At 53.8% G+C, this 12835-nt stretch carries 12 protein-coding genes; 7 read left to right on the plus strand and 5 right to left on the minus strand.

Annotation, left to right across the window (positions count from 1 at the left end):
• Window positions 1-37 precede the first annotated feature (37 nt).
• Window positions 38-1195, plus strand: coding sequence for a sensor histidine kinase (locus tag MJO52_RS01010; RefSeq protein ID WP_252084154.1), 1158 nt, complete (start codon window positions 38-40; stop codon window positions 1193-1195).
• Entirely contained in the window at window positions 1192-1932 is a 741-nt protein-coding gene (locus MJO52_RS01015; protein WP_252084155.1) for a LytR/AlgR family response regulator transcription factor, read from the plus strand. Before MJO52_RS01010 ends, MJO52_RS01015 begins: the two co-directional genes overlap by 4 nt.
• 3 nt (window positions 1933-1935) lie before the next feature.
• On the opposite strand, the gene MJO52_RS01020 is transcribed toward MJO52_RS01015, so the two are convergent.
• From MJO52_RS01020 to MJO52_RS01035, 4 genes are all read right to left on the minus strand, one after another.
• Window positions 1936-2544, minus strand: a complete 609-nt coding sequence (locus MJO52_RS01020) for a LysE family translocator (protein ID WP_252084156.1) — start codon at window positions 2542-2544, stop codon at window positions 1936-1938.
• Window positions 2545-2555: 11 nt separating this feature from the next.
• A complete protein-coding gene (locus MJO52_RS01025; RefSeq protein ID WP_252084157.1) occupies window positions 2556-3305 on the minus strand; it encodes an SDR family oxidoreductase in 750 nt (249 codons plus the stop codon).
• Between the two features lie 247 nt (window positions 3306-3552).
• Window positions 3553-4704, minus strand: coding sequence for a PilT/PilU family type 4a pilus ATPase (locus tag MJO52_RS01030; protein WP_152450611.1), 1152 nt, complete (start codon window positions 4702-4704; stop codon window positions 3553-3555).
• Between the two features lie 47 nt (window positions 4705-4751).
• Window positions 4752-5786: a type IV pilus twitching motility protein PilT gene (locus tag MJO52_RS01035; RefSeq protein WP_252084158.1), complete on the minus strand. Its 1035-nt coding sequence runs from the start codon at window positions 5784-5786 to the stop codon at window positions 4752-4754.
• Window positions 5787-5855: 69 nt separating this feature from the next.
• Here MJO52_RS01035 and MJO52_RS01040 point away from each other — a divergent pair, with 69 nt between their 5' ends.
• Both MJO52_RS01040 and MJO52_RS01045 read left to right on the plus strand, forming a co-directional pair.
• Entirely contained in the window at window positions 5856-6560 is a 705-nt protein-coding gene (locus MJO52_RS01040; protein WP_252084159.1) for a YggS family pyridoxal phosphate-dependent enzyme, read from the plus strand.
• A gap of 72 nt (window positions 6561-6632) precedes the next feature.
• The gene (locus MJO52_RS01045) at window positions 6633-6917 is read left to right on the plus strand and encodes a hypothetical protein (protein ID WP_252084160.1); all 285 of its coding nucleotides are present in this window, start codon (window positions 6633-6635) and stop codon (window positions 6915-6917) included.
• Window positions 6918-6976: 59 nt separating this feature from the next.
• On the opposite strand, the gene MJO52_RS01050 is transcribed toward MJO52_RS01045, so the two are convergent.
• Window positions 6977-8980, minus strand: coding sequence for a S9 family peptidase (locus MJO52_RS01050; RefSeq protein ID WP_252084161.1), 2004 nt, complete (start codon window positions 8978-8980; stop codon window positions 6977-6979).
• A 121-nt stretch (window positions 8981-9101) separates the two neighbouring features.
• Between MJO52_RS01050 and proC the strand changes: the two genes are divergently transcribed.
• From proC to MJO52_RS01065, 3 genes are all read left to right on the plus strand, one after another.
• A complete protein-coding gene (gene proC, locus MJO52_RS01055; RefSeq protein WP_252084162.1) occupies window positions 9102-9956 on the plus strand; it encodes a pyrroline-5-carboxylate reductase in 855 nt (284 codons plus the stop codon).
• A gap of 63 nt (window positions 9957-10019) precedes the next feature.
• Window positions 10020-10628, plus strand: coding sequence for a YggT family protein (locus MJO52_RS01060; RefSeq protein WP_252084163.1), 609 nt, complete (start codon window positions 10020-10022; stop codon window positions 10626-10628).
• Between the two features lie 150 nt (window positions 10629-10778).
• Entirely contained in the window at window positions 10779-12746 is a 1968-nt protein-coding gene (locus MJO52_RS01065; protein ID WP_252084164.1) for a dynamin family protein, read from the plus strand.
• The last annotated feature ends 89 nt before the right edge of the window (window positions 12747-12835 follow it).

The raw sequence follows: 12835 nt of genomic DNA on the forward strand, positions 1-12835 counted from the left end.
CGCTTTGAATATAGGGACAATCAAGAATAACAACTGCATGTCATTTCCCAGGCCGTCGGGCATTATATCGCAGAAAATTCGAAAAACTGACACTGATAGCAAGGATTCTGCGCTTTGCGGGCAGGTGCCTTTTCTTCCGGATTTATGCAGTGTCACCGCCCTGGCCGCATTGGTGTTGATGGGGGAATTGCTGGCCCTGGTTCTGGTGCTCGCCTTGGACGGGCTGCGCGACTTCAGTTGGCAGCGCCTTGGCCTAGTGTCCCTGGTGATTCAGTGGGTGATATTGCCCTGTGCCGCCGTGCTTTGCCGGCTGCGCCCCTATCTAGCCAAGTTACCCCACAAACATGCCGGCGCTATCAGCTTTATCGCGGTGTTGGGCGTGCTTGGATTAGTAATGGGGGTTCAGCGCTATGTGCGTGCTCTATTGCTGCAGGCGGATTTCGATTGGTGGGGACTGGCTAGTGATTGTCTCCTTGGGGCTATCTGCGCCGGGGTGGTATTGCGCTACGCCTATTTACAACAGCAGTTATACAACCAGCAACAGGCGGAACTGGGCGCGCGTATCGAGGCGTTGCAGTCGCGTATACGACCGCACTTTTTGTTTAACAGCATGAATAGCCTGGCCAGCCTGATCGCGGTAGACCCAGATCGCGCTGAGCGTTTGGTGGAAGATTTGTGCGTGTTGTTTCGGGCCAGCCTCGCCGACCCAAAGCTAGTGCCGCTGTCGCAGGAAATACAATTGTCCCAACGTTATCTGGAGATTGAGGCTCTGCGCCTGGGCGAGCGTTTGCAGCAGCAATGGCAGCAGCAGGGTACTTTGGAGGATATACAAGTACCCAGCATGTTGTTGCAACCATTGCTTGAGAATGCCGTTTTACACGGTGTGGCACAGCGGCGTGAGGGCGGCACAATTACTGTGGCCGTGAAAACTGGAGGCGGTGTTCTGTACATTGATATTGAAAACCCACTTCCGGCAGAAACTGTGCATTTCACCAGGGAAAGCAACGGGATGGCAGTGGAGAATATTCGCCAGCGCCTTGCCGCCTATTACGGTGATCGCTTCAAGTTTACCGCCGGTCGGGTGGGGGACCACTACCGAGTGCAGCTACAACTACCCTTGTTTCCCCGGGAGGTGGTTCAGCGTGAAACAAAACCGACCATAAATTCCAGTAGAGATACTGAGGTGATGGAGTGACCCAGTTGCGAGTCCTGATTGTCGATGATGAACCCCTGGCCCGCGCGCGGCTGCAGCGGCAGTTGTCTACAATCGAAAATTGTATTCCTGTTGGTGAGGCGGCAGATATTGAATCCGCGTTGATGCAGGTGCAGATACTGGACCCAGATCTGGTCTTGCTCGACATAGAAATGCCCGGCGGCAGCGGCTTGGAATTGGCCCAGCAGCTTTCCACCCGCGAGTGCCCACCCGCGATAATTTTTTGCACCGCCCACGATGAGTTCGCCCTGCCGGCCTTCGCCACCGCCGCGGTGGGTTATCTACTCAAGCCTGTCAGCGTGGAGCAGCTGCGCCAAGCGCTGGCAAAGGTGCAGTGCCTCAATAAACCCCAACAAAAACTTGTTAGTGGTGACGAAAAGGATCGCGGTCGCAGCCGTATCAAAGCGGTGAGCCGTATGGGGGTCGAGCTATTGGAAGTGGACAGCATTCGTTGTTTGGTTGCCGACAGCAAATATGTGGTGGCCCATCACCCTGCCGGTGAGACGATTCTTGATGAGTCATTAAAAGAGTTGGAGAGCGAATTTGCCGAGCGCTTTGTTCGAGTGCACCGCAGTGCACTGGTGGCTGTAGCATTTATTACAGGCTTACGCAGAGACGGAGCGAATTATCGGGTGGAGCTGGAAGGGGTAACACAAGCCCCAATGGTAAGCCGGCGTATGCTGTCTTCGGTAAAAAACCTGATCACGGAGATTTGCTAGTAGTTAAGCCATTCCGCGAAGGAACACGATTAGCACAGCTGCTACCATCAGAAGGGCAAAGCAAACTCTGATTATTCGTGCTTGTTTAGGTTTATGAAAAACCGGTCGCAAACTTCCTCCCAAACATAGCCAGATAAAATCGACCACAGCCGCGACTATCAAACAGACCATTCCAGTAGCAATGTAACTTAGGTTGCTTTCTTCAATTGGCAGTAAAAATTGGGAAAAGATGGCAAAGAAGGCGGCATAAGCTTTGGGGTTGAGTAGATTAAAAATAAACCCATCCAACAGTGATGGCGCTTGAGTTTCCGCTGATGGGTTTTTCTCCATTACCGGGGCTGTGGCAATTTTTATGGCGATATAGCCAATATACAAAGCCCCGCAAAGTTGTACGGCAAAGCGTGCCTCGGGCCAGGTTGCCAGCAGGGCCGCTATCCCGGCGGTTGCGCCCATAATTGCAACGCTTAGCCCCAGTAGGATACCGATAAGAAAATGGCTACTTTTCCTGATCCCAAAAGTTGCCCCAGAAGCGGCCAGCGCAAGTGGTGCGGGACCGGGGGAGCCAAGTAGCAGAGCTGTTGCCGCAACAAGGGAAAAAAATGCTTCCAACATATATTCTTATCTTATTTTCCACCTGCGACATCAATAAATGAGCCGGTTGTAAAGGTTGATTCGTCACTGAGAAGCCAGGCCACTGCCTTAGCCACTTCTTCGGCTTGCCCGCCACGTTTGAGTGGAATTGCAGATTTTACTCGCTCAATTCTATCTGGTTCGCCGCCATCAGCATGCATTTCCGTGTAAATAAAACCCGGCCTTACACCGTTCACTCGAATCCCCTCACCGGCGACTTCTTGGCTGAGTCCGATGGTTAGAGTATCTACAGCACCTTTGCTAGCCGCGTAATCGATATATTCGTTAGGTGACCCTGAACGGCTGGCGGCGGATGAGATATTGACAATAGTTCCTCCGCTGCCCCCGCTTTTTGTTGACATCCTTTTAATCGCCTCGCGACAGCAGAGCAATGTACCGGTGATATTGGTCCGAAGAATCTCGTTGATACGCTGAGAATCCATTAATTCAACACGCATCTGCGGTTTAATGACTGCGGCATTGTTTACCAAGCTGTTAATCGGGCCGAGATTTTGATCAACCTTTTCGAATAGACGGACAATCTCATCTTCTGAAGTGATATCGGCACGTGCCGCTATTGCAGTAACGCCCAAAGATTGAAGTTCATTTACTAGGTCTTCCGCTTGCTTCCTTCGTTCCCGATGGCTGATGGCAATCTGATATCCACGTTGAGCCAGTAGTTTTGCTGTGGCGGCACCGATTCCCCGGCTGCCTCCGGTTATCAAGGCAACTTTATTTTTCATTTCTATGGCCGCGATGAAGTGAGTAATTCGGTGAGGGGAGGAGAAGGGTAAGGAAATATTGTTCCCCAAGTCAAATAGTAGGTTGGGGCCCTGAGTATCTTGGAATAAAGCAGCTCGTAAATTATTGAGCGCAGCTTGCTGTGGACTTATCGGGAAATTAAAAGCGGTTTTTTCAGATGAGAACCGTTTACAGGTGTTAGGGCGTTGATTTTTCTGTAAACGGTTCTTGGATAGCTAAGTAGCAACCTTAGTAAAGTTGCGGCCCACCATCGCCGTACTCAGAGTCATTTTGTAGACTCAACTCACCGGCAGCGCTGTTTAAATACTCCGCATCGGATTCAGACTTAAGCTTGATCATCAGGCGCAAGTCGTTGGCGGAGTCGGCGTGGGCGAGGGCATCCTCGTAAGTAATTTCGCCGCGATCGTAGAGTTCATACAGCGCCTGGTCGAAGGTCTGCATGCCCTGTTCGCCGGAGCGTTTCATCAACTCCTTCATCTTGTGCACCTGGCCTTTGCGCACCAGGTCTGACATCAACGGCGTGTTGATCATAATTTCCAGACAGGCGCGGCGGCCATCGCCATCCGGTGTTGGTACCAGCTGCTGGGCAACCATGGCCTTAAGGTTCAGGGACAGATCCATAAACAGCTGTTGGTGACGGTCTGCAGGGAAGAAGTGAATGATCCGGTCGAGGGCTTGGTTGGCATTGTTGGCGTGCAGTGTACACAGGCACAGGTGACCAGTTTCGGCGAAAGCAATGGCGTGCTCCATCGTTTCGCGGGAGCGCACCTCACCAATCAGGATGACATCTGGCGCTTGACGCAGAGTGTTCTTCAAGGCGATTTCGAAGGAGTCGGTATCCAGACCCACTTCGCGCTGGGTCACAATACAGCCGCGGTGCTGGTGGATAAATTCGATCGGGTCCTCAATGGTGATGATATGACCCTTGGTGTTCTCATTGCGGTGGCCGATCATCGAGGCCAGGGAGGTGGACTTACCGGTACCGGTGGCACCTACAAAAATAATCAGCCCGCGCTTGGTCATGGCCAGATCTTTGAGTACATCCGGCAGGCCGAGGCCGTCAATGGTGGGGATTTTTGTTTCAATGCGTCGCAGCACCATACCCACCAAGTTGCGCTGGAAGAAAGCCGACACCCGGAAACGGCCCACGTTGCGTACCGCAATGGCGAAGTTTAATTCCTTCTTCTCGGCGAACTCACGGCGCTGTTTCTCATTCATGGTGCCCACTACTAGCTCGCGGGCTTTTTCTGGGGTGAGGGCACTGCTACTGCAAGGCACCACGCGGCCGTGCAGTTTAATGGAAGGCGGTACGCCGGCGGTGATAAACAGATCCGATGCACCTTTCTCTACTACCAGCTGTAGGAGTCTTTCTATATCCATGATTGTTACCGCGTATTATTTTTTGACTGAAGAGGGGCCGTTAATGCTTAGAAGTTTTCTGGCATCTTGGCTTTTTCCCGCGCTACTTCGCGGCTGACGATACGCCGTGCCACCAGGTCTTCCAGGCACTGGTCCATGGTCTGCATACCAACGCTGGCACCAGTCTGGATGGCGGAGTACATCTGCGCGATTTTGTCTTCGCGGATCAAGTTGCGGATTGCGGGAGTGCCGCGCATGATCTCGTGGGCAGCGACACGGCCACCGCCGTTTTTCTTCAGCAGTGTCTGCGAGATTACCGCTTGCAGGGATTCCGATAGCATGGAGCGCACCATGGCTTTTTCCTGTGCCGGGAACACATCCACCACCCTGTCGATAGTCTTGGCGGCGGAGGTGGTATGCAGGGTGCCGAATACCAAATGGCCGGTTTCCGCTGCGGTTAATGCCAGGCGAATAGTTTCCAGGTCACGCATCTCACCCACCAGAATGATATCCGGGTCTTCACGCAGGGCCGAGCGCAATGCTTCTGCGAAGCCGTGGGTATCCCTATGCACTTCGCGCTGGTTCACCAGGCATTTTTTGGATTCGTGAACGAATTCGATGGGGTCCTCAATGGTGAGGATATGCTCGTATTTGTTGTCGTTGATATAGTCCATCATCGCGGCGAGGGTGGTGGACTTACCGGAGCCGGTGGGCCCTGTGACCAAGACCAGGCCGCGCGGAGTATCGGAGATTTGTTTGAACACTTGGCCCATGCCCAGATCCTCCATGGTTAAAACCTTGGAGGGAATGGTCCGGAATACGGCACCGGCACCGCGGTTGTGGTTAAAGGCGTTCACACGAAAGCGGGCTACACCAGGTACCTCGAAAGAGAAGTCGGTCTCGAGAAATTCTTCGTAGTCCTTACGTTGCTTGTCGTTCATGATCTCGTAGATCAGGCCGTGCACCTGCTTGTGTTCCATGGCCGGCAGGTTGATACGGCGCACGTCGCCATCCACACGGATCATCGGCGGAAGGCCTGCGGAGAGGTGCAGATCCGAAGCGTTTTGTTTGGCGCTGAAGGCGAGGAGTTCAGTGATATCCATACTGCTACCTTATGGTTCTTGTTTGGGCTCAGGTAAAATCGCCACTCATTTCGGTAAGGGCCTCAGTATATGCGCAAAGAGACAATCGTCGAAAACCTGAATGCAGTAGGTGAGCGGATTGTGACCTGCTGCAACAACTGCGATCGCGATCCTGCAGAAATTACCTTGCTAGCGGTTTCCAAGACCCGCCCAGCGGAGGATTTGCGTATCGCCTATGCGGCTGGCCAGCGACACTTTGGCGAAAACTATTTGCAGGAAGCCCTGGAAAAACAGAATGCCCTACAAGATCTGGATATCCACTGGCATTTTATCGGGCCATTGCAGTCGAATAAGTCTCGCGCGGTAGCCGAGCACTTTGATTGGATGCATACGGTGGATCGTCTAAAGATCGCCCAGCGTCTGTCATCCCAGCGGCCAACAAATTTGGCTCCCCTCAATATCTGTCTGCAGGTCAATATCGATAATGAGCAGAGCAAGTCTGGCATAGCTCCACAGGATTTGGAGGCACTGGCGCGGGAAGTAGTGCAATTGCCGGGGCTGCGCCTGCGTGGTTTGATGGCGATCCCCGCGGCGCGACAGACAGTACAGGCGCAACACCAACCTTTTTTAGAGATGGCGCGCCTGCTGCATTCCCTGCAAGAGTTATTTCCCAACGAGGAGCTGGATACACTTTCCATGGGTATGTCTGCCGATATGGAGGCGGCGATTGCCTGCGGTGCGACCATTGTGCGCATCGGCACAGATATTTTTGGCGCGCGCAATTACTCTGAATGAAAGATCCTATTTTTATCCGAGCGCTTGCCCTAAGTTCTAGGGCTGAGTTCGTGGGGAAAGTGTAAGAGACCAATGAAACGCTCAGGGACTCTCGAAGTGATATTGCTGGGGTTGACGCTATGCGCAGTGATTTCCCTGTCTATGGCGCACACCCTGCTGGTGACCTGGATGGCCTTGGAATGGCTGGCTTTTCTTTGCCTGCTTTCCTTTGCGCTACCTAAGGTCACACTGATCACTAATTTCTTAGACCGCACCGTCTCCCAGGCCCTGTGGCCTGAGAGCCGGCACTGGTTGTGGATACTTGCCATAGCGCTCAACCTGATCGCTGTTGTGGAAACATTGAGTTTAAGGCCTTAAAAACTAAACGGCCCACTGGGCCGTTTATTAAGCATTACGATTTAGAAGAGCCTTTGTCACTATTCAACTAAAGTCAGTTTTTCCTTCTGTGTTTCGTCGAGCAAGTGTTCGGCAAAAAACAGCGCGGTAGCCTGGGTGAAGACATCATTGTTTTCCTTTTTACGGTAGCCGTGCCCCTCATTTAACGCATTCATGTACCAAACCTGGTTACCGCTTGCTCGCAGTGCCGTCACGATCTGTTCCGCTTCTGTGACGGGGACGCGGGGGTCGTTTTGTCCCTGCACCACAAACATGGGGACCTGGATTTTCTCCACATGGTTGTTAGGGCTGATACCTTCCAGGAATTCGCGCATTTGCGGATCGCGTTCGTCACCGTATTCCACACGGCGCAGGTCCCGGCGATAACTCTTGGTATTGGTGAGAAAGGTGACAAAATTGGAGATGCCGACAATATCCACAGCTGCTTTTAAACGATCCGAATAGTGAACGCTGCTGGCCAGTACCATATAGCCGCCGTAGCTACCCCCGAAGACGGCAACCCGCTTGGCATCCAGGTCCGGCTGGGTGGCGATCCAGTCCAATAGCGCGCCAATATCTTTCACCGAATCTTCACGCTTGTAGCCGTTGTCCATGGCCAGGTAACTTTTTCCGTAGCCGGCGGAGCCGCGCACATTAGGGGCGATCACTGCAGCCCCCAATTTCTTCAACCACAGTTGGTATTTGCTGGAAAACAGTGGGCGGTACTGGCCTTCGGGGCCGCCGTGAATGGAAATAATGACCGGCACAGGCGCCTTTATATCGCGTGGTTTGTAGACGAAGGCGGGAATCTTGCGTGGCTCTCCATCTACTTTATCGAAAGTGGGGTAGTGCACCAGCTTGGGCTCGATAAATTGTTCGGTATCCAGGCCGCCCACTTCACTAAATGTCCAGCGGTTCAGATCGCCACTGGATAGGGGGCGCCGGCCCAGATCCAAAACAAAGGTATCGGTGGGGGTTTTGGGGGTGTTCAGTGATAACGCTAACTTGTCTCCGCTGGGGTTGAACTCGATATCGCCGATTACACCAATAGGTAGTGTGTCGACTTTGCGGTAGCGATCATTGCGCGGGTCGTACAGGTACAGTGCCGACATGCCGTTCTCGTTGGACACGAAAGCACCGCGGCGGCCGTCCTCACTAAGGACAAAGCTGCTGATATCCCAGGGAATACCGGCACTAATAATTTTCTCATCGCCGCTGGCGAGATCTTTGCGGATCAGTTGGGTGAACTCGCCATTTTTATCGCTAACCAGGTATATGGAGCGGTCGTCGTAGCTAAAGCCAGCGGGAAAGTTGCGAGAGTCTTTTTCATCATCACCGGAGAGCAATGTTATTTCGCCGCTGTCCAGGTCCAACAGGTGAACTTTAGAGCGGGTGGAAGAAACATATTGCAGAATCAGTAGCTGGCTGCCGGATTGAGAGAAGTCACTGGGGCCCCACCAGCTGCCATCCTCCGATTTTAGTATCAAACGATCTTCATTTTTCTTGTCGCCAATCGTAGTCAGCCAGATATCGTTGGCCCTACCATCGCGGCGGGTGCTTTGGTAAGCCAGGGCCGAGCCCTGCTTATTCCAAAGAATGGCACCATTGCGAGATTTGCCATCGCTGAGCATCTTGCTCTTACCGTTGGCACTGTCAAATAGGAAAATCTGCGCATATTCGTTGCCGCCGGCGTCCATGGTGTAGGCCAGCTGTCGGTGCTGGGGGCGGGTAAGTACTTCCCCAATGGGTTCGTCAAAAAAAGTCAGCTGGCGGCGGGCTCCTCCAGCGCGCTCTACCTTGTGCAGCTGGTTTACCTCGCCAAAGCGGGTACTGATATACATACCGCTGCCTTCCATATCCCAGCCGCGAAAACTGGCTGAGCGCACATTCTGGTAGCGGTCGAGCTCTTCCACCAGGCTCGCTGGGATTGGGGGAATGTCCTGTAACTGCAGCTGGCCATTGTTCTCGGTGCGGGTCTCCACTCCATGGGCAACAGCAGCCGCGCTGAGCATTGCGGCGGTCACCAAATAGCGCCATTTCAACATTGTGTTCTCCTTGGCTAGCGCGCTCGGGCGCGCTTCTCTTGTTATTGGAATTGAGCGACCACATATTATCGGAATCCCTGCGGGGTATAACAGCCAGTAAAACTCACAGAGAATGAGGCGAATGCTCGCCGAGGTAACCCAAGTGACTGCAACAAATCCCAAAATTGTTTTTATCGGCGGTGCCGGAAATATGGCCGGTGCAGTAATCGGTGGCCTGCTGGCGGCGGGATACCCGGCCGATAGAATTGTGGCTACCGGGCGTGATCCCCTCAAACTTGAGGCGTTTGCCAAGCGCCACAATACCGTGGTGCACAGTGATAATATCGATGCGATTGATGGCGCAGATGTCATCGTTTTGTCAGTAAAGCCCCAGGTGATGCGCGATCTGTGCATGGATTTGAGCCCCCACCTGAAAGGGCGCAAGCCGCTGATTATTACTTTGGCCGCAGGTATTCCCTTGGCTGCCTACCAGCGTTGGCTGGGCGAGCATCTGCCGATTGTACGCGCTATGCCCAATACGCCGGCTCTAGTGCAGAGTGGGGTGACCGGGTTGTTTGCAGATGAGGCGGTAACTGCGGAGCACCGCGCCATTACTGCGCGCATAGTCAACGCAGTAGGTATCTCCCTATGGGTGGATAAAGAAGAGGGTATCGACCAAGTGATCGCTGTGGCAGGGTCGGCGCCGGCGTACTTCTTTCAGTTTATGGAGGCGATGATCGACGCCTCCGCAGCCAGTGGCTTTGCCCGCGCCGATGCCGAGCGCCTCGTGTTGCAAACTGCCCTGGGCGCCGCCAAACTGGCCATGACCAGTGATGTAAATGTAGCCCAGTTGAAGCGCAATGTGATGTCGCCGGGTGGTACCACCGAGCGCGCTGTGCAGCGCTTTGAGCAGGGCGGCCTGCCGCAGTTGGTGGCCGATGCCATGCGCGATTGTGCCGAGCGCGCTGCAGAGATGGCTCGCGAACTGGACCAATAAACTTATCAACACAATAAATGGTGCAGGCTGCGCCGCGAGTTGATCACTCTTTAGGGATTTTCAATGACAAGTACCTTCAGCAACATCGGTGTTTTCCTGGTGGCTACCCTGGGTATCCTCTATCTATTTGCGGTATTGATGCGTTTTTTGCTGCAATTGGCCCGGGCAGACTTCTATAACCCGATTTCTCAGGGCATCGTTAAAGTTACCAATCCGCTACTACTGCCACTACGCAAGGTGGTGCCGGGTCTCTTCGGCGTGGATATGGCCTCGGTAGTGCTGGCCTTGCTGGTGGGTCTAGTGATGATACTGGTTTGCGGTGCGTTTGCCGGATTTGGTCTTTTCAATCCCCTGAGTGCACTGCTGTGGTCTCTGATCGGCTGTGTCGCTACCGTGATCGCGGTCGTGTTTGTGGGAATGCTGATTTCCATTGTGTTCAGCTGGATCGCTCCGCAGAGCAGCCACCCAGCACTGATGCTACTGCGCCAGTTGCTAGAGCCCTTCTGCGCACCGGTACGCCGCTTGATTCCGCCTTTGGGGGTGATCGATATCAGCCCTATCTTCGTGTTTATTTTACTTACTGTGGCGGATAAGTTGCTATTAGGCTTTGCCAGTATGGCCAATATGCCGCGCTTTGTTTATAGCCTTTTCTGGCATATCCCCGGTTTTTAAATTGACTACTGTGCGCTTTTCTTCCACCGCGCGCACTGGATCGCATTTGGCGCAGTGTTAGACTTTTATACTAACGGCTACTGGACCAACTCAGCTTTGAGTGTTTTGGGTCGGTAGCCCGCAGAGTATAAATTACAAGAATACTGTGAAATGGAAGACGCACTCCTACGCCAACATATCTCTGAATACGATCGCTGGAAAAAGAATCTGGATCGACAATTCGCCCAGTTCAGTCAGTGGTTACAGCAGCATTTCCCCAACTCTGCCGGCGCCTGCCAAGTTGTACAACAGGCCCGTGCGCTTCTCAGCGATGATCAGTTCACCTTGGTGTTTGTGGGAGAATTTTCCCGTGGCAAAACCGAGCTGATCAATGCCCTCTTGGCACAGACCTACGGTCAGCGGCTGCTACCCTCCAAACCCGGCCGCACCACCATGTGCCCAACGGAGATCTTTAGCGATGGCGGAGAGCGCGCCAGCCTGCGCCTGTTGCCCATTGAGACCCTGGCGACCAATACCAGCCTTGAGAGCTTCCGGCGAATTCCACAGAAGTGGGTCACGCACGAGTTCGACGCCAATAATCCCGATGCGACCCGCGAAGCTCTGCTAAAAGTGGCCGCCACCAAATCGGTGTTGCCGGAGGAGGCTGCGCGTTATGGCTTCGATCGCCGCCACCTGGATGACAAAGGCAATTTGGTGGAAATTCCCGCCTGGCGATATGCGCTGATCTGCCTGCCTCATCCACTGTTAGATCAAGGCCTGCGGATTATTGACACACCGGGACTCAACGCTCTGGGCAATGAGCCGGAACTGACTCTGAGCACACTGCCTGGCGCCCAGGCCGTCGCATTTCTGCTGGCCGCCGATGCCGGTGTCAGTGGCACTGATATGAATATGTGGGAGACCCACCTGGCTCCTCTGCGTGAACATCGCGGCACTCCGGTTATGGCGCTGCTGAATAAAGTGGATGTGCTTTGGGATGATCCAGATGAAGATGCGCAGCAACTGTTGCGGCGCATGCGTTCTCAGGTCGCAAAATTACTGTCCCTGCCACAGGAGAGTGTCACCGGAGTCTCGGCAAAAATGGCCCTGTTAGCGCGTCAACAGCAGGATGTCGAACTTTTGCGCAACAGCTGTTTTACTGATTTTGAAAAGCTGTTGGTTCAACGTTTGCTGGAGCACCGCCAAAAAGTGGCGGAACACCGCTCTCTGCACCAGGCCCTGACGTTGATGGCGGATACCCGCGATCTGCTCAAGCGCCGGCTCAACAGCGGCCGTGCCGCGCTGATGCATTTGCAGCGCAATAGTGCCAGCACTGAGGAGCAACTGACCGAGTTGGGCCAGTTGCAGCAGACTGTGCGTGAGCAACATAAGCTCTGCCATCAGGAGTTACTCACCCTAAAGTCCAGCCAGCGCATGCTAATGCGGCAGAGTACGGCCCTACTCGCGCCTATTACCATACAGCAGCTGCAACGGTTGGTTGATGAAACCAGTAAGGCGCTGCATAAGCGTTGGACACCCATGGGACTTGCCAAGGCCATCGATACCTTTATGGAGGGAGTCGATTGCCAGTTAGCCACCTTAGAGCGGGAAGTGGATCAGGCGAATCGACTGCTGGATGCGATTTTTGAGCGTTCCAGCCTGAAGAAGGTGGACAGTGCCGAACAGTACTTCACCATTCGCCAATTCCGTATCACCCTGCGCGGCCTACACCGCCAGGCGGCCCAGCTGCGACGCTCCCCACAGCTTTTACTGGCGCGGCGCAACCGTTTGAGCGAGCGTTTTGTTACGACCCTGGCCAGTGAGGTAGGGCGCCTTTATAGCGAAATGGGTGCCGCGGCAGAAAACTGGCTTGAGCAGGCTCTGGAACCACTCAAGCAACATACGCAATACCAAAAACATCTTCTGAATCGGCACTTGATCAAATTGACCGAGCTGAAGCAGAAAACCCGAAGTCGGCACACCGATTTGCGTACCTTAGAGGATGAGGTACTGCGCAATGATCGGGCCCTGTCCGCACTGGAGGACTTGCTGCGCTACAGTACTTCGGCACCACAGCCTTTGGCGCCGGCGCCGCGCGCGCACAATGTCACCCCACTGAAACCAGCTCTGACGACTTAACACACTCGCCGGCGGTTGCTAATTGTCATAAGTTGCAGCACTCCCGTACACTTGCTGCAGTGACAATAACCAACCGCCAAATAACCCGA

This window comes from Microbulbifer variabilis, assembly GCF_023716485.1.
GTDB lineage: Bacteria > Pseudomonadota > Gammaproteobacteria > Pseudomonadales > Cellvibrionaceae > Microbulbifer > Microbulbifer variabilis_B.

What these genes read in the sequence shown, in the direction of transcription:
- MJO52_RS01010 (WP_252084154.1), top strand. Translation starts at nt 38, where the DNA reads ATGTCATTTCCCAGGCCGTCGGGCATTATATCGCAGAAAATTCGAAAA.
- MJO52_RS01020 (WP_252084156.1), bottom strand. Translation starts at nt 2,544, where the DNA reads ATGTTGGAAGCATTTTTTTCCCTTGTTGCGGCAACAGCTCTGCTACTT.
- MJO52_RS01025 (WP_252084157.1), bottom strand. Translation starts at nt 3,305, where the DNA reads ATGAAAAATAAAGTTGCCTTGATAACCGGAGGCAGCCGGGGAATCGGT.
- MJO52_RS01030 (WP_152450611.1), bottom strand. Translation starts at nt 4,704, where the DNA reads ATGGATATAGAAAGACTCCTACAGCTGGTAGTAGAGAAAGGTGCATCG.
- MJO52_RS01035 (WP_252084158.1), bottom strand. Translation starts at nt 5,786, where the DNA reads ATGGATATCACTGAACTCCTCGCCTTCAGCGCCAAACAAAACGCTTCG.
- MJO52_RS01040 (WP_252084159.1), top strand. Translation starts at nt 5,856, where the DNA reads ATGCGCAAAGAGACAATCGTCGAAAACCTGAATGCAGTAGGTGAGCGG.
- MJO52_RS01045 (WP_252084160.1), top strand. Translation starts at nt 6,633, where the DNA reads ATGAAACGCTCAGGGACTCTCGAAGTGATATTGCTGGGGTTGACGCTA.
- MJO52_RS01050 (WP_252084161.1), bottom strand. Translation starts at nt 8,980, where the DNA reads ATGTTGAAATGGCGCTATTTGGTGACCGCCGCAATGCTCAGCGCGGCT.
- proC (WP_252084162.1), top strand. Translation starts at nt 9,102, where the DNA reads ATGCTCGCCGAGGTAACCCAAGTGACTGCAACAAATCCCAAAATTGTT.
- MJO52_RS01060 (WP_252084163.1), top strand. Translation starts at nt 10,020, where the DNA reads ATGACAAGTACCTTCAGCAACATCGGTGTTTTCCTGGTGGCTACCCTG.
- MJO52_RS01065 (WP_252084164.1), top strand. Translation starts at nt 10,779, where the DNA reads ATGGAAGACGCACTCCTACGCCAACATATCTCTGAATACGATCGCTGG.